Source organism: Pseudomonas sp. BF-RE-25 (assembly GCF_019956105.1).
In the GTDB taxonomy this organism is placed as follows: Bacteria; Pseudomonadota; Gammaproteobacteria; order Pseudomonadales; family Pseudomonadaceae; genus Aquipseudomonas; species Aquipseudomonas migulae.
On sequence record NZ_JAHBDB010000009.1, the window covers coordinates 70,481 to 87,133 of the forward strand.

At 60.3% G+C, this 16,653-nt stretch carries 14 protein-coding genes; 5 read left to right on the top strand and 9 right to left on the bottom strand.

Annotated elements, in window-relative coordinates:
* The first annotated feature begins 96 nt into the window (after positions 1 to 96).
* Both KGB24_RS05025 and ubiA read left to right on the top strand, forming a co-directional pair.
* Positions 97 to 648 (top strand): chorismate--pyruvate lyase family protein, encoded by a 552-nt coding sequence (locus tag KGB24_RS05025; RefSeq protein WP_008038114.1) that lies wholly within the window; start codon positions 97 to 99, stop codon positions 646 to 648.
* Positions 648 to 1,538, top strand: coding sequence for a 4-hydroxybenzoate octaprenyltransferase (gene ubiA, locus KGB24_RS05030; protein ID WP_192417713.1), 891 nt, complete (start codon positions 648 to 650; stop codon positions 1,536 to 1,538). Before KGB24_RS05025 ends, ubiA begins: the two co-directional genes overlap by 1 nt.
* A gap of 121 nt (positions 1,539 to 1,659) precedes the next feature.
* Here the strand turns inward: ubiA and KGB24_RS05035 are convergent, their stop codons facing one another.
* Positions 1,660 to 2,055, bottom strand: a complete 396-nt coding sequence (locus KGB24_RS05035) for a hypothetical protein (protein ID WP_223416441.1) — start codon at positions 2,053 to 2,055, stop codon at positions 1,660 to 1,662.
* A gap of 152 nt (positions 2,056 to 2,207) precedes the next feature.
* Between KGB24_RS05035 and phoB the strand changes: the two genes are divergently transcribed.
* From phoB to KGB24_RS05050, 3 genes are all read left to right on the top strand, one after another.
* A complete protein-coding gene (gene phoB / locus KGB24_RS05040; RefSeq protein ID WP_007896474.1) occupies positions 2,208 to 2,897 on the top strand; it encodes a phosphate regulon transcriptional regulator PhoB in 690 nt (229 codons plus the stop codon).
* Between the two features lie 81 nt (positions 2,898 to 2,978).
* The gene (phoR, locus tag KGB24_RS05045; RefSeq protein WP_230427582.1) at positions 2,979 to 4,265 is read left to right on the top strand and encodes a phosphate regulon sensor histidine kinase PhoR; all 1,287 of its coding nucleotides are present in this window, start codon (positions 2,979 to 2,981) and stop codon (positions 4,263 to 4,265) included.
* A gap of 123 nt (positions 4,266 to 4,388) precedes the next feature.
* Complete coding sequence (locus KGB24_RS05050) at positions 4,389 to 5,729, top strand: hemolysin family protein (RefSeq protein ID WP_008030693.1); 1,341 nt, start codon at positions 4,389 to 4,391, stop codon at positions 5,727 to 5,729.
* Positions 5,730 to 5,851: 122 nt separating this feature from the next.
* On the opposite strand, the gene KGB24_RS05055 is transcribed toward KGB24_RS05050, so the two are convergent.
* The 8 genes from KGB24_RS05055 to KGB24_RS05090 all read right to left on the bottom strand — a co-directional run bounded on the left by KGB24_RS05055 (position 5,852) and on the right by KGB24_RS05090 (position 16,603).
* Entirely contained in the window at positions 5,852 to 6,748 is an 897-nt protein-coding gene (locus KGB24_RS05055; protein WP_192417719.1) for a peptidoglycan DD-metalloendopeptidase family protein, read from the bottom strand.
* A 206-nt stretch (positions 6,749 to 6,954) separates the two neighbouring features.
* The gene (locus KGB24_RS05060) at positions 6,955 to 7,899 is read right to left on the bottom strand and encodes a response regulator (RefSeq protein ID WP_223416440.1); all 945 of its coding nucleotides are present in this window, start codon (positions 7,897 to 7,899) and stop codon (positions 6,955 to 6,957) included.
* A 168-nt stretch (positions 7,900 to 8,067) separates the two neighbouring features.
* Positions 8,068 to 8,829: a phosphate signaling complex protein PhoU gene (phoU, locus tag KGB24_RS05065; protein WP_008030696.1), complete on the bottom strand. Its 762-nt coding sequence runs from the start codon at positions 8,827 to 8,829 to the stop codon at positions 8,068 to 8,070.
* A gap of 71 nt (positions 8,830 to 8,900) precedes the next feature.
* The gene (gene pstB / locus KGB24_RS05070) at positions 8,901 to 9,734 is read right to left on the bottom strand and encodes a phosphate ABC transporter ATP-binding protein PstB (RefSeq protein WP_008030698.1); all 834 of its coding nucleotides are present in this window, start codon (positions 9,732 to 9,734) and stop codon (positions 8,901 to 8,903) included.
* 160 nt (positions 9,735 to 9,894) lie between these two features.
* Entirely contained in the window at positions 9,895 to 11,565 is a 1,671-nt protein-coding gene (gene pstA / locus KGB24_RS05075; protein ID WP_008030699.1) for a phosphate ABC transporter permease PstA, read from the bottom strand.
* Between the two features lie 15 nt (positions 11,566 to 11,580).
* Positions 11,581 to 13,863: an ABC transporter permease subunit gene (locus KGB24_RS05080; RefSeq protein WP_008030700.1), complete on the bottom strand. Its 2,283-nt coding sequence runs from the start codon at positions 13,861 to 13,863 to the stop codon at positions 11,581 to 11,583.
* A gap of 219 nt (positions 13,864 to 14,082) precedes the next feature.
* Complete coding sequence (locus KGB24_RS05085) at positions 14,083 to 15,084, bottom strand: phosphate ABC transporter substrate-binding protein PstS (RefSeq protein WP_008030701.1); 1,002 nt, start codon at positions 15,082 to 15,084, stop codon at positions 14,083 to 14,085.
* A 220-nt stretch (positions 15,085 to 15,304) separates the two neighbouring features.
* Positions 15,305 to 16,603: an MFS transporter gene (locus tag KGB24_RS05090; protein WP_223416439.1), complete on the bottom strand. Its 1,299-nt coding sequence runs from the start codon at positions 16,601 to 16,603 to the stop codon at positions 15,305 to 15,307.
* Positions 16,604 to 16,653 lie beyond the last annotated feature (50 nt).

Sequence of the window (16,653 nt, forward strand, 5' to 3'; positions counted from 1 at the left end):
GCAAGCCTGTTCGACGCAATGGGGCGCCGGATCAATCAAAATCACCGACCGACATGGTAAGCTCGCCGCCTCATTTGCTGCCAATAATGACTCACTGTGCCGCACTCAAAACCTCCTTTCTGGCTTCCCCAAAGCCGACTTTCGCCGCTCCCCGACACGTCTACCCTCGACTGGTTGTTCGACGAAGGTTCGCTGACCCGACGGCTGACCCGTCTGTCGAATGACAGCTTCAGCGTCACGCCGCTTTTCGAAGGCTGGCAACCGCTGCGCGCGGACGAATGCGCGGCACTGGACCTGGCCGAAGACAGTGAAGGCTGGGTGCGCGAGGTGTATCTGCGCGGCCACGGTGAAGCCTGGGTGTTCGCCCGCAGCGTGGCGGCACGCAGCGCGTTGCAGGGCGACGGGTTGCACATGGACGAGTTGGGCAGCCGCTCGCTGGGCGAGTTGCTGTTTTGCGACCAGGCGTTTCAGCGTCGCGCCATCGAGGTTTGTCACTATCCTCAGGAGTGGCTGCCGGTGGAGTGCCGGGCACCTGAATTGTGGGGCCGTCGCTCGCGCTTCGACCGTGGCGCCTTGAGCGTGCTGGTGGCCGAGATTTTCCTGCCGACCTTGTGGCACGCCACCCGCGCCCATCCGGAGAACTGCTGATGTACCAGAGCCTGCTCAAGTCCCTGAACCGCTTGAACCCTCGGGCCTGGGATTTCATTCAGTTGACGCGTATGGACAAGCCGATCGGCATTTATCTGCTGCTGTGGCCGACGCTGTGGGCGCTGTGGATTGCCGGTAAAGGTTCGCCGTCGCTGGCCAACGTGGTGATTTTCGTGCTCGGCGTGGTACTGACCCGCGCCGGCGGTTGCGTGATCAACGACTGGGCGGACCGCAAGGTCGATGGCCATGTGAAACGCACCGAACAGCGCCCGCTGCCGAGCGGAAAGATCAGCTCCAAAGAAGCGCTGGTGTTCTTTGCATTGCTGATGGGCGTGAGTTTCCTGCTGGTACTGTGCACCAATGCGGCGACGGTGTGGTTATCGTTTGGTGGTTTGGCGCTGGCCTTCACTTACCCGTTCATGAAGCGCTACACCTATTACCCGCAAGTGGTGCTGGGCGCGGCGTTTTCCTGGGGGATGCCGATGGCGTTCACCGCCGAAACCGGCGAACTGCCGGCGGCGGCGTGGTTGCTGTGGATCGCCAACCTGCTGTGGACGGTGGGTTATGACACCTATTACGCGATGACTGATCGCGACGACGACTTGAAGATCGGTGTGAAATCCACGGCGATTCTGTTTGGCGAGGCGGACCGGGTGATCATCCTGACCTTGCAAGGGTTGGCGTTGGGTTGCCTGTTGCTGGCCGGGTCGAAGTTCGAACTCGGCGGCTGGTTCCACCTGGGATTGCTGGCGGCGGCGGGCTGTTTTGCGTGGGAATTCTGGTACACCCGTGGCAAGGACAGGATGCGCTGCTTCAAGGCGTTCTTGCACAACCATTGGGCGGGGTTGGCGATTTTTGTGGGGATTGTTTTGGATTACGCGGTGCGGTGAACCACACATGAAACTGTGGGAGCGAGCCTGCTCGCGATGAACGTGAAGGCGACGCGTTTATCCAGACAACTCGCATCAACGTTTACGTCCATCGCTGGCAAGCCAGCTCCTACAGAGGGGGTTACATCTTCGGTCCGGAGTTGGTGATGACGTGCCAGACGTCCTTCATTTTGTCACCGGCCTTGTCACCCGGTTTCGCGTCCTTCTTGAAGTAGTACAGCGGTTTGCCCTTGTAGGCCCACTGCATCGTGCCGTCGTCACGCTTGACGATTGTCCAGTCACCTTCGGCCTTGGCATCCGCTGGCGCCTTGAACGCTGGCCAGTATTCCGCACACTCACCAGTGCACACAGACTTGCCGGCGGTGGTGTCCTTGTCGAACGTGTACAACGTCATGCCCTTGTGGTCCGCCATCACACCGTCTTTCATCATCACAGGCTCAGCCGCGAAGGCCATTGCCGGCAAAGACAGGGCAGCTGCCAGCATCAGGGCTTTAAGGGATTGCGTGTATTGAGTCATGGAAACCTTCTTTGGTGGTTGTCAGGGTTCGGACTTAGAGAATAGATCAGGATCATGACAATCGCCGGGCGACTAAAATACTGTCACACGACTGCAATAATTCCGTTATCTAATGCGGCGCAAGACAGTTAAATGACAAGAGGATTAAAGGCATGGTTGGCAGGAGCATTCTGATCGTCGACGACGAAGCGCCCATTCGCGAAATGATCGCCGTTGCGTTGGAAATGGCCGGCTATGACTGCCTGGAGGCCGAAAACTCGCAACAGGCCCACGCGATCATCGTCGACCGCAAACCGGACCTGATCCTGCTCGACTGGATGCTGCCCGGCACCTCCGGCATCGAGTTGGCCCGCCGCCTCAAGCGCGATGAGCTGACCGGGGACATCCCGATCATCATGCTCACCGCCAAGGGCGAAGAGGACAACAAGATCCAGGGCCTGGAAGTCGGCGCCGACGACTACATCACCAAACCGTTTTCCCCGCGCGAGCTGGTTGCGCGCCTCAAAGCCGTGCTGCGCCGCGCCGGCCCTACCGATGGCGAAGCGCCGATTGAAGTCGGCGGCCTGCTGCTGGACCCGATCAGCCACCGCGTGACCATCGACGGCAAACCCGCCGAGATGGGCCCGACCGAATACCGCTTGCTGCAATTCTTCATGACCCACCAGGAACGCGCCTACACCCGTGGTCAGTTGCTGGATCAGGTCTGGGGCGGCAATGTGTATGTAGAGGAACGCACCGTCGACGTGCACATCCGTCGCCTGCGCAAAGCCCTCGGTGATGCCTACGAAAATCTGGTACAAACCGTGCGCGGTACCGGCTACCGGTTTTCCACCAAAGCCTGATTCAGCCCTTTCCCGCCCGACAAGCTGACAAGGACGCGCGTTCAAGTGAACCAAAACTGGCATGGCACCCTGATTCGCCACATGCTGCTACTGGTCACCGCCTGCCTGGTGATCGGCCTGATTACCGGCTACTACGGCTGGAGCCTCGCTGCGGGCCTGGGCCTTTACCTGGCCTGGACCCTCAAGCAATTGCTGCGTCTGCACGAGTGGCTGCGCCTGCACAAACCCGATGAAGCGCCGCCCGATGGCTATGGCCTGTGGGGCGAAGTGTTCGACAGCATCTATCACCTGCAACGCCGCGACCAACGCGTGCGCGGACGCCTGCAAGCGGTGATCGACCGGGTCCAGGAATCCACCGCCGCGTTGAAAGACGCGGTGATCATGCTCGACACCGACGGCAACCTCGAATGGTGGAACCGCGCCGCGGAAACCCTGCTCGGTCTCAAGACGCCGCAGGACAGTGGCCAGCCGGTGACCAACCTGGTGCGCCATCCGCGCTTCAAGGAATACTTCGAGCAGGACAGCTACGCCGAGCCGCTGGAAATCCCCTCGCCGATCAACGATCGACTGCGCATTCAGCTGTACATCACCCGCTACGGCAACAACGAACACTTGATGCTGGTGCGCGACGTGACGCGCATCCATCAGCTGGAACAGATGCGCAAAGACTTTATCGCCAACGTTTCCCACGAACTGCGCACGCCGCTGACGGTGATCTGCGGGTATCTGGAAACCCTGCTGGACAACGTCGATGACGTGAACCCGCGCTGGACCCGTGCCCTGCAGCAAATGCAGCAGCAAGGCGGGCGCATGCAGACGTTGCTCAACGACTTGCTGCTGCTGGCCAAGCTGGAAGCCACCGATTACCCGTCGGACAACCAGCCCGTGGCCATCGATGGCTTGCTGCAATCGATCAAGGGCGACGCTCAGCAACTGTCCGGGCAGAAAAACCAGCGCATCACCCTGGAAGCCGATCCGACGATTCTGCTCAAGGGCAGCGAAGCCGAATTGCGCAGTGCGTTTTCCAACCTGGTGTTCAACGCGGTGAAATACACCCCGGCCGAAGGCAATATCCGCATTCGCTGGTGGGCTGACGAGCAAGGCGCGCACCTGAGCGTGCAGGACTCCGGCATCGGTATCGACAGCAAACACCTGCCGCGCCTGACCGAACGGTTCTACCGCGTCGATTCCAGCCGCAACTCCAACACCGGCGGCACCGGGCTTGGGCTGGCAATCGTCAAACATGTGCTGCTGCGCCACCGCGCACGGATGGAAATCAGCAGCGTGCCGGGCCACGGCAGTACGTTTACCTGCCATTTCGCGCCAGCCCAGGTCACCAAATCCCGGGTCATCAGCACGGCCGACTGATTCCGGCCAGCATTCGCCACTAGGCAAGCACCCGGTCAGCCGCTACATTGGCTGACTTGTGCCTGCCCTTCAGGCACCGCATTGACCCCCTTTTCGAATACACGGAACCCGCAAAACTCCATCATGGACCCTTCCCCTGGCTTGACCCTCGCAACACTCTTTGCCGACTTCGGCATGATTCTTTTTGCTCTGATCCTGGTGTTGCTCAACGGATTTTTCGTTGCGGCGGAATTTGCCATGGTCAAACTGCGCTCGACCCGGGTCGAGGCCATCGCTGATAAAAACGGCTGGCGCGGGCACATCCTGCGCACCGTTCACAGTCAGCTCGATGCCTACCTGTCGGCTTGCCAATTGGGTATCACCCTCGCCTCCCTGGGCCTTGGCTGGGTTGGTGAACCTGCGTTCGCGCACATCCTCGAACCGCTGCTGGAAGCCGTCGGCGTGCAGTCGGCCGAAGTGATCAAGGCCGTGTCGTTCTTCGCCGCGTTCTTTGTCATCTCGTACCTGCACATCGTGGTGGGTGAACTGGCGCCGAAATCCTGGGCCATCCGCAAACCCGAATTGCTGTCGCTGTGGACCGCCGTGCCGCTGTACCTGTTCTATTGGGCGATGTACCCGGCGATTTACCTGCTTAACGCCAGCGCCAACACCATCCTGCGCATCGCTGGCCAGGGTGAACCCGGCCCCCATCACGAGCACCATTACAGCCGCGAAGAACTGAAACTGATCCTGCACTCCAGCCGTGGCCAGGACCCGAGCGACCAAGGCATGCGCGTATTGGCCTCGGCCGTGGAAATGGGCGAACTGGAAGTGGTCGACTGGGCCAACTCCCGCGAAGACCTGGTGACGCTGGAGTTCAACGCGCCGCTCAAGGAAATCCTGGCGATGTTCCGTCGCCACAAGTTCAGCCGTTATCCGGTGTACGACAGCGATCGCCAGGAGTTCGTCGGCCTGCTGCACATCAAGGACCTGCTGCTGGAACTGGCCGCGCTGGACCACATTCCCGAGTCGTTCAACCTGGCTGAGCTGACCCGACCGCTGGAACGCGTGTCGCGCCATATGCCGCTGTCGCAGTTGCTGGAACAGTTCCGCAAAGGCGGCTCGCACTTCGCACTGGTCGAAGAGGCCGATGGCAACGTCATCGGTTACCTGACCATGGAAGACGTGCTGGAAGTGCTGGTCGGCGACATTCAGGACGAACACCGCAAGGCTGAGCGCGGGATTCTCGCGTACCAGCCGGGCAAGTTGCTGGTTCGCGGTGATACGCCGTTGTTCAAGGTCGAGCGCCTGCTGGGCATTGACCTGGACCACGTCGAAGCCGAAACCCTCGCCGGGCTGGTGTATGAATCCCTGAAACGGGTGCCGGAAGAGGAAGAGGTGCTGGAAGTTGAAGGCCTGCGGATCATCATCAAGAAGATGAAAGGGCCGAAGATTATTTTGGCCAAGGTGTTGATGCTGGATTGAGCCCTGCCCCTGTAGGAGCCGGCTTGCTAGCGATGGCAGCGCCGCGGTGTTATGTGAAACCGCGTTATCGTTCATCGCCAGCAAGCCGGCTCCTACAACGAAGGCGTCAGGTCAGGCACACATCATTGTTTGCCCAACGCAAAGTTGGGCAATGCCCCCACCGGTTGATTGAACTGGTACGGAATCGACACCAGCCCCATCCCGGTATTGCGCTGTACCACGAAATGCAGGTGCGGCCCGCTGCTGTTGCCGGTGTTGCCCGACAGCGCCAGCGGACTGCCCACCGACACCCGCTGCCCCTCGCGAACACTCACCGAACCCCGCTTGAGGTGCAAGTACACGCCCATCGTCCCGTCATCGTGCAGCACCCGCACGAAATTGCCTGACGGATCGTTGCCGCGCCCGGTCTGGGCATTCTCGGTTTTCACCACTACCCCGCCCCGCGCGGCAATGATCGGCGTGCCCTCAGGCATCGCGATATCCATGGCGTAGCGGTTCTTCGGCCCGAAGTGACTGTATTGACCGTTGGCGCCCTGGCTCAGCCGAAACGGTCCACCGCGCCAGGGGAACGGGTATCGATAGGCCATGGCGGCGCCTGAGGGATCACCCAGGAAGTATTCAAATCTGGGGGTGTACGCGAGCGGCCTTTCAGCCCGCGTCGCCGTGAGCAGCGCCAGACGAATGCTGCTGCGCGCCGGCATGACCCGCCGAATCGGTCGGCTCGGCGCACCGCTGACGTTCTGCAGCCCGGCGAAACTCAACTCGATCTGTACCGGCGCGTACAGGTCGTTGCGCACGTACACACTGTCCACGCCTTTTTTCTTGGTGATGACGAGGTACACCTGACGCTCAAGGTGCTCGACCATGCGATCACGAAAAGTGAACACCTTGGAGCCTTTCGTGGGGCGGTCGCTGTAGGAGACCACGCCATTGGCATCGGTGGATTTGTAAATGGTCATGGCCATGGCCGTAGAGGACGCCATGAACAGACCACAGCAAAACAGCAGGCGCGCGAGCATGGGCAGGATTCTGTCGAGTAAGGCCTGGGGATGAGCCTAGCAGCTGCAATGGACCCGGGTAGTCGGCAGATGTTTCAAAAAGGACTGTTGCGCAGATGTGCGGTGTATGTGATGGCCCCATCGCTAGCAGGCTAGCTCCCACAGGGGAATGCATTCCAATGTGGGAGCTAGCCTGCTAGCGATAGCGGACTGTCAGGCGACGAAGGTTATGCGCCTGGAACGAAATGCTTCTGCGCCGTACCACGAGCTATCAAACGGGAGATGTAATCCAGCTTCTGCGCATCCTGGTCGACAAAGCGGAACGTCAGTTGCAGCCATTCGCTGTCGGGTTTCTGCTCGTGGGCGACGATGGCGTGCAGGTAACCGTTCAGGCGGGCGACTTCAGCGTTGTCGCCCTGCTCCAGATCGAGCACGGCGCTGTCGAGCACTTGCGGCAGGGCTTCGCTGCGTTTGACCACCAGCAGCGCTTCCTTGAGGCTCAACGCCTTGATCACGCATTGCTGAATGCCATTGGGCAGGCGCAATTGGCCTTGGCCGCGACCACCGGTAGGTGCTGCAGACGCCGCCGGTGCTTTTACCGGCGGGCTGTTGAGCAGGCCACGGGACGGGGCCGCCGCCGCGGGTGCAGCGGCGGCAGGTCGGGCAATCGGTGCAGCAGCAGGTGCAACGCTGGCCATGGCAGGCTTGCCGCCGGTCAACGCGCTCAAGGAATCATTGCCGAACGCCGAGTTCATTTTGGTCGGCGCGCTGTTCATCAAGGTGTCGAGCTTGCCGACCTTGTTCAGCGCCTGCTTGACCTTGGTCAGCAGTTGTTCGTTGGTGAACGGCTTGCTGACGTAGCCGGATACACCGGCCTGAATCGCCTGGACGACGTTCTCTTTGTCGCCACGGCTGGTCACCATGACAAAGGGCATAGTCTTGAGGTTGTCCTGCTCGCGGCACCAGGTCAGCAGTTCCAGGCCGGACATTTCCGGCATTTCCCAGTCGCACAGGACCAGGTCGAACGCTTCCCGCGCCAGCAAGGCCTGAGCCTTCTTGCCGTTGACCGCGTCTTCGATCCGGATCCCCGGGAAGTAGTTGCGCAGGCACTTCTTCACCAGGTCACGAATGAATGACGCATCATCCACGACCAATACACTGACCTTACTCATCCATCACCCCTTTAAAAAATCCCGGCAAGCATACCGCTTTACTGATGGCGCATCGCCATAAACCTTCAGTCACGCCGGGACTTTTCGTTCGCGGGTGCTGCATTCAAATTCACAAACCCGTAAACAAAAACGCCCGGCCAAAAGGCCGGGCGCTTTACTTGGGCAATCTTACTTATCGTCAACTTTGCCCGGAACATTAGCGGTTTCACCACTTGTGCCTTCAACTTCTTCTTTCATGCGCTTGAGGCCCAAGTGACGCACGTCGGTGCCGCGCACCAGATAAATCACCAGCTCGGAAATATTGCGCGCGTGGTCGCCGATGCGCTCCAGCGAACGCAGCACCCAGATGATGCTCAAGACCCGCGAGATAGAGCGTGGGTCTTCCATCATGTAGGTGGCGAGCTCACGCAGGGCGGTCTTGTATTCGCGGTCGATGATCTTGTCGTACTGCGCCACCGACAACGCCAGGTCGGCGTCGAAACGGGCAAACGCGTCCAGTGCATCGCGAACCATGTTGCGCACCTGGTCGCCGATGTGGCGCACCTCGACGTAGCCGCGCGGGGCTTCGCCTTCTTCACACAACTGGATGGCGCGACGGGCGATCTTGGTTGCTTCGTCACCGATGCGCTCAAGGTCGATCACCGACTTGGAGATGCTGATGATCAGACGCAAGTCGGACGCGGCCGGCTGACGACGGGCCAGAATGCGCAGGCATTCTTCGTCGATGTTGCGTTCCATCTGGTTGATCTGGTCGTCGATCTCGCGCACTTGCTGGGCCAGGCCGGAGTCGGCCTCGATCAGCGCGGTGACCGCGTCGTTGACCTGTTTCTCGACCAGCCCGCCCATGGCCAGGAGGTGGCTGCGCACTTCCTCGAGCTCAGCGTTGAACTGCTGGGAGATGTGATGGGTAAGGCCTTCTTTGCTAATCATGTTGGCGTCCTTGGAGCGTCCGGTAAGGTGCGGTGGACCGCAGCGTCAGTTCAGTGAGCAACAACAGCTTCCTAGCCGTAGCGACCAGTGATGTAGTCTTCGGTCTGCTTCTTCGCCGGATTGGTGAACAAGGTGTCGGTGTCGCCGAATTCCACCAGTTTGCCCATGTACATGAACGCCGTGTAGTCGGAAACCCGAGCGGCCTGTTGCATGTTGTGGGTCACGATGACGATGGTGAATTTCGATTTCAGTTCGTAGATCAGCTCTTCGACTTTCAGCGTCGAGATCGGGTCGAGTGCCGAGCACGGTTCGTCGAGCAGCAGCACTTCCGGTTCCACGGCGATGGTGCGCGCGATCACCAGACGTTGCTGTTGACCACCGGACAGGCCGAGTGCCGACTCATGCAGACGGTCTTTGACTTCGTCCCACAGCGCCGCGCCTTTCAACGCCCACTCGACAGCTTCGTCGAGGACGCGCTTTTTGTTGATGCCCTGGATGCGCAGGCCGTAAACCACGTTTTCGTAAATGGTTTTCGGGAACGGGTTCGGCTTCTGGAACACCATGCCGACACGACGACGCAGCTCGGCCACGTCTTCGCCCTTGCGGTAGATGTTGTTGCCGTAGAGGTTGATTTCACCTTCTACGCGGCAGCCGTCAACCAGGTCGTTCATGCGGTTGAAGGTGCGCAGCAGCGTGGACTTGCCGCAGCCGGACGGGCCGATGAAGGCGGTCACGCGCTGTTTCGGAATGTTCATGCTGACGTCGTACAGCGCTTGTTTGTCGCCGTAGAACAGGCTCAGGCCCGGCACTTCAATGGCCACGGTTTCCTGCGCAAGGCTCAGGCTCTGTTTGTCGCGGCCCAGGGCAGACATGTTGATGCCGTGGGTATGTGTTTCGTGCTGCATGGGAAGCTCCCTGTGCTGACAAATTCGGTTCGGGGCCGCAGGCCGGGCCTGCGGTTACACAATTCTTTTGTAGGAGCCGGCTTGCTGGCGATGCAGGCAACTCGGTCCCGCAGTCTCACCGCGGTGATGCCATCGCCAGCAAGCCGGCTCCTACAGTTGATTAGCTATCCAGCGCTTTGTATTTCTCGCGCAGGTGGTTACGGATATAAACGGCCGACAGGTTCAATGTCGCGATCACCAGCACCAGCAGCAACGCGGTGGCGTACACCAGCGGTCGTGCGGCTTCGACGTTCGGGCTCTGGAAGCCGACGTCATAAATATGGAAGCCCAGGTGCATGATCTTCTGGTCAAGGTGCAGGTACGGGTAGTTGCCATCCAGCGGCAGCGACGGCGCCAGTTTCACCACACCCACCAGCATCAGCGGCGCCACTTCACCGGCGGCGCGAGCCACGGCGAGGATCATGCCAGTCATCATTGCCGGGCTGGCCATCGGCAGCACGATCTTCCACAAGGTTTCCGCCTTGGTCGCGCCGAGGGCCAACGAGCCTTCACGCACGGTGCGAGGAATCCGCGCCAGGCCTTCTTCGGTGGCCACGATCACCACCGGCACCGCCAGCAGCGCCAGGGTCAACGAAGCCCAGAGCAGACCCGGCGTACCGAAGGTCGGTGCCGGCAGCGCTTCTGGGAAGAACAAGCGGTCGACCGAGCCGCCCAGCACATAAACGAAGAAGCCCAGACCGAACACGCCGTAAACGATCGCCGGAACGCCCGCCAGGTTGTTCACGGCAATGCGGATAATCCGCGTCAGCGTGTTCTGCTTGGCGTATTCACGCAGGTAAACCGCCGCCAGTACGCCGAACGGGGTCACGATCATTGCCATGATCAGGGTCATCATCACGGTGCCGAAGATGGCCGGGAAAATCCCGCCTTCGGTGTTCGCTTCACGCGGGTCGTCGCTGAGGAACTCCCAGACCTTGCTGAAGTAGAAACCGATCTTGGTCATCGTACCCATGGCGTTCGGCTGATAGGCGTGAACCACTTTGCCGATGCCGATTTCAATCTCTTTGCCGTTGGCGTCGCGGGCCGTCAGGCTGTCGCGATTGAACTGGGCGTGCAGGTCGTTCAGGCGTGCTTCGATGTCCTGATAACGTGCGTTCAGCTCGGCGCGCTCGGATTCCATGTCCGCTTGCGCGGTGGCATCGAGCTTGCCGGCCAGTTCCAGTTTGCGACCGTGCAGACGGATGCGTTCGAGGCCTGAGTTGATCGCGCCGATGTCGACTTTTTCCAGGGTCTTGAGCTGAGAGGCGAGCTGGTTGACGCGGGCAACACGGGCCTGCAACTCAGGCCACGCAGCTTCGCCTTCAGCGATGACCTTGCCGTCCTGTTTGACGTTGACCAGGTAGCCGTAGAAATTGCCCCACTCGCGACGCTCGATGGCCATCAGCTCAGGCGGGGTTTTCTGGTTGGTCAGCCACTCGCCGACGATCCAGGTGAAGTCGTTGCCGTTCAAGTCACGGTTGCCGACCTTGATCAGCTCGCGGGTCATGAACTCCGGGCCTTCGTCAGGCACCGGCAGCCCGGCGCTTTTCAGGCGCGCGCGCGGCACTTCTTCTTTCTGTACCACTTCGCCGATGACCAGGTGATTGGCCTGGCCCGGCACGTCGTAGCTGGCGTGAATCAAATCAGCCGGCCAGAAGTGACCCAGACCGCGCACGGCAATCACCGCCAGCAGGCCAATGGTCATGATGACCGCGATGGACACCGCGCCACCGCTGATCCAGACGCCTGGGGCGCCGCTCTTGAACCATCCATTCAGGGAGTTCTGTTTCACAGACTTCTACCTTTCTTAAAGCGACGAGTATTTCTTGCGCAGACGCTGACGAATCAGTTCTGCGAGGGTGTTCATGACGAAGGTGAACAACAGCAGCACCAGCGCCGAGAGGAACAGCACGCGGTAGTGGCTGCCGCCGACTTCCGATTCGGGCATTTCCACCGCGACGTTTGCGGCCAGCGTTCGCAGACCTTCGAACAGGTTCATTTCCATGACCGGGGTGTTACCGGTGGCCATCAGCACGATCATGGTTTCACCGACCGCGCGCCCCATGCCGATCATCAGCGCCGAGAAGATGCCCGGGCTGGCGGTGAGGATCACCACGCGAGTCATGGTCTGCCACGGCGTGGCACCGAGGGCCAGGGAACCGAGGGTCAGGCCACGCGGCACGCTGAACACGGCGTCTTCGGCGATGGAGTAAATGTTCGGGATCACCGCGAAGCCCATGGCCAGACCGACCACCAGTGCGTTGCGCTGGTCGTAGGTGATGCCCAGGTCGTGGGAGATCCACATGCGCATGTCGCCGCCGAAGAACCAGTTCTCCATGAACGGGCTCATGTACAGCGAGAGCCAGCCCACGAACAGGATCACTGGAATCAGAATCGCGCTTTCCCAACCGTCCGGCACTTTCAGGCGGATGGACTCAGGCAGGCGGCTGAAGACGAAGCCGGCCACCAGAATGCCAATCGGCAAGAGCATCAGCAGGCTGAAGATGCCCGGCAAATGCCCTTCTACATAAGGTGCGAGGAACAGACCGGCGAAGAAACCGAGGATCACCGTCGGCATCGCTTCCATCAGCTCGATCACCGGCTTGACCTTGCGGCGCATGCCCGGGGCCATGAAGTACGCGGTGTAGATCGCCGCAGCGACGGCCAGTGGCGCGGCCAGCAGCATGGCGTAGAACGCGGCTTTCAGGGTGCCGAAGGTCAGCGGAGACAAACTCAGCTTCGGTTCGAAATCGGTGTTGGCGGCGGTCGATTGCCAGACGTATTTAGGCTCGTCGTAGTTCTCGTACCAGACCTTGCTCCACAGCGCGCTCCACGACACTTCCGGGTGCGGGTTGTCGAGCAGCAGCGGTTGAATCTTGCCGCCGGCTTCCACGATCACGCGGTTGGCCCGTGGTGACAGACCGAACAGGCCCTGGCCTTCCACGACCTGGTCCACCAGCAAGGTGCGGTGCGCGGTGCTGTGGAATACGCCGAGCTTGCCGGAAGCGTCCAGGGCGATGAAGCCTTTGCGACGCTCTTCGGCAGTGATTTCAACGATTGGCGTGGTGCCCATCTGGAAGGTGCGGATCTGCTTCAGGCGCAGTTCGCCATCCGGGTCGCGAGCCATGAACCACTGGGCCAGGCCACCTTTGGAGTCGCCGAGGATCAGTGAGATACCGCCCACCAGTTGGGTGCTGGCGGTGATCTCGGCTTCGCCGTTTTCGAGCAGCTTGTAGCGACCGTTGAGGCTCTTGTCGCGCAGGCTGAACACGTCGGCTTGCGCACGACCGTTAATCACATACAGCCACTGCTGGCGCGGGTCGACGAAGATGTTCTTCACCGGCTCGGTCATCTGCGGCAGGTCGATGCGTTTCTGCTCGTTGGTGATTTCGCCGGTCATCATGTTCTCTTCGCTGGTCAGCGACAGAACATTGAGTTGCGAACCGGTGGAACCGACCAGCATCAGGGTCGAATCGGTGGCATTGAGGCTGACATGCTCCAGCGCACCGCCCGCCTCGTTCAGCGCAATCGGGGTTTCGCCGTATGGATATTCGACGGCCGGCGAGATGGTCTTCTTGCCGTCCGGGTAGCTGACTTTATAGGTGTGACGGAACACCAGCGCCTGGCCATTGGAGAAGCCCACCGCCACCAATGGATGGCCCGGTTGGTCTTCGCCGATGGAGGTCACGGTAGCGCCGGCCGGAACCGGCAGATCGACGCGCTTGAGTTCGGCGCCACTGTCGATGTCGAAAAACAGTGCCTGCCCTTTGTCGGAAACCCGCATGGCGACCTGGTTCTGTTCTTCCAGGGAGATCATCAGCGGCTTGCCGGCGTCCTGCATCCAGGCGGGCGTGATGGATTCCTTGGCGGTCAGGTCGGCACCCTGGAACAGGGGCAGGACGACGTAGGCAAGGAAGAAGAAGATCAGCGTGATCGCGCCGAGAACGGCAAGGCCGCCAACGAGGACGTACCAGCGGGTCAGGCGATCTTTGAGCGCGCGGATGCGGCGCTTGCGTTGCAACTCAGGCGTATTGAAATCAATTCGCTTGGGGGGATTTGTAGTCATGGTGGAATTGGCCAGATCATTCATGCGCACACCCTAGCGATCCTGTATGACAGAAAGATGACAATGCAGTGACGCAACAAATCCGCCGCCAGCGGGAACTGGCAGTGGATCAAAAATTTGGGGGGTGTGCAGGAGCGAGCTTGCTCGCGAAAATCGTTTATCCAACACAACTTCTGTGCCTGGAAAACCATCGCGAGCAAGCTCGCTCCTACACAGGTCCGGGATCAACCCGGACCTAGGGTTTTACTTTTTTGCGACTTCAGCGCCGCCTTCCGCAAGACCCAGGTCAGCCAGTGCTTTAGCAGCAACTTTGGCCGGCAGTGGGATGTAGCCGTCTTTCACTACAACTTCCTGGCCCTGTTTGGACAGAACCAGTTTCACGAACTCGGCTTCCAGCGGGGCCAGAGGCTTGTTCGGGGCTTTGTTGACGTAAACGTAGAGGAAACGCGACAGCGGGTATTTGCCGTTCAGGGCGTTTTCTTCGGTGTCTTCGATGAAGTCCTGGCTGCCTTTCTTGGCCAGGGCCACAGTCTTCACGCTAGCGGTCTTGTAGCCGATGCCCGAGTAACCGATGCCGTTCAGCGAGGAGCTGATCGACTGCACGACCGAAGCCGAACCTGGTTGTTCGTTGACGTTTGGCTTGTAGTCGCCTTTGCACAGGGCTTCTTCTTTGAAGTAGCCGTAGGTGCCGGATACCGAGTTACGACCGAACAGTTGAACCGGCTTGTTGGCCAGGTCGCCGGTCACGCCCAGGTCACCCCAGGTTTTCACGTCGGTTTTAGCGCCGCACAGACGAGTGGACGAGAAGATCGCGTCGACTTGTTCCATGGTCAGGTGCTGGATAGGGTTGTCTTTGTGAACGAAGACGGCCAGGGCGTCCACGGCAACCGGGATAGCGGTTGGCTTGTAGCCGTACTTCTGCTCGAAGGCAGCCAGTTCGGTGTCCTTCATCTTGCGGCTCATCGGGCCCAGGTTGGAGGTGCCTTCAGTCAGCGCAGGTGGCGCAGTGGCGGAGCCAGCGGCCTGAATCTGGATGTTTACGTTCGGGTATTCTTTTTTGTAGTTCTCAGCCCACAGGGTCATGAGGTTGGCCAGGGTATCGGAGCCGACGCTGGACAGGTTGCCCGACACACCAGTGGTCTTGGTGTAGCTCGGGATAGCAGGGTCAACAGCGGCGAACGCGTTGGCAGTCGCAACGCCAGCAGCGACAAAAGTCATTGCCGCCATCAAACGCTTCAGTTTCATGCCTTACTCCTAGCAGATAGAGTGTGTTAGTCGGGGCCAAGTATCAGCAGGCCGTGTGAACACTCTATGGCTGAAATATGACAATTGGATGAAAGGCCAGTATTCCGTGTTTCAAAGTGATTCCGCGTTATCGTTCATCGCCGGCAAGCCGGCTCCTACAAGGGTTGTGTAACGACAACGATCAACTGTAGGAGCCGGCTTGCTGGCGAAGGGGCCTGTACTAGCGACCCTTCTTCCAGAGATAACCGCCAACCACAATCCCGACGCCACAAATGATCGCCACGTAATACGCAGGCCCCATCGGGCTCTCCTTCAGCAGCAACGTCACCACCATCGGCGTCAGGCCACCGAAAATCGCATAGGCCAGGTTGTAGGAGAACGACAACCCGCTAAAGCGCACCACTGCTGGAAAGGCTTTGACCATCACGTACGGCACCGCACCAATGGTGCCGACCAACAGACCGGTCAGGGCATACATCGGGAACAGCCAGTCCGGGTGGTTGAACAGGCTGTGATAGAAGGTCCACGAACTGATCAGCAGCGCGGCACTGCCGAACACGAACACCCGGCCCGCGCCGAAGCGGTCAGCCAACGCGCCGGAAGCCACACAACCCAGGCTCAGGAACACAATCGCCAGGCTGTTGGCCTGCAGCGCGGTGGTCGGTGCGAAGTGGTAAACCGTCTGCAGCACGGTCGGGGTCATCAGGATGACCACGATGATGCCGGCGGACAGCAACCAGGTCAGCAGCATGGAAATCGCGATCGCGCCACGATGGTCGCGCAATACGGCACGCAGCGGCACTTCTTCGGCCAGGGCCTTGCGCAGTTGCAGCTCAGCGAAAACAGGGGTTTCGTGCAGCCAGCGGCGCAGGTAAACCGAGAACAGGCCAAACACGCCACCGAGCAGGAACGGAATCCGCCAGGCGTAATCCGACACTTCCACCGGGGTGTAAATGCTGTTGATCGCGGTGGCGACCAGCGACCCCAGAAGGATCCCCGCCGTCAGACCGCTCGTCAGGGTGCCGCAGGCGTAGCCGATATGCCGTTGTGGCACGTGTTCGGAAACGAAGACCCACGCGCCGGGCACTTCACCGCCAATCGCTGCGCCCTGAATCACGCGCATCAGCAGCAACAGGATCGGTGCCCACATGCCGATTTGCGCGTACGTTGGCAGCAAACCCATGATCAGGGTCGGCACCGCCATCATGAAAATACTCAGGGTGAACATCTTCTTGCGACCCAGCAGGTCGCCGAAGTGCGCCATCACAATGCCGCCCAGCGGACGCGCCAGGTAACCGGCGGCGAAGATGCCGAAGGTCTGCATCAGGCGCAGCCACTCGGGCATGTCGGCCGGGAAGAACAGCTTGCCGACCACCGTGGCGAAAAACACGAAGATGATGAAGTCGTAGAACTCCAGCGCGCCGCCAAGGGCGGACAGCGATAAAGTCTTGTAGTCATTGCGGGTCAACGGACGTGCGGGCTGGGTCGGCTGCGCGATGCTCGAGGGCGCTGTGGTCATGGCAAGGCTTCTCTTATAGTCGGATCTGCAACCTCAACAACGCTGGCGGA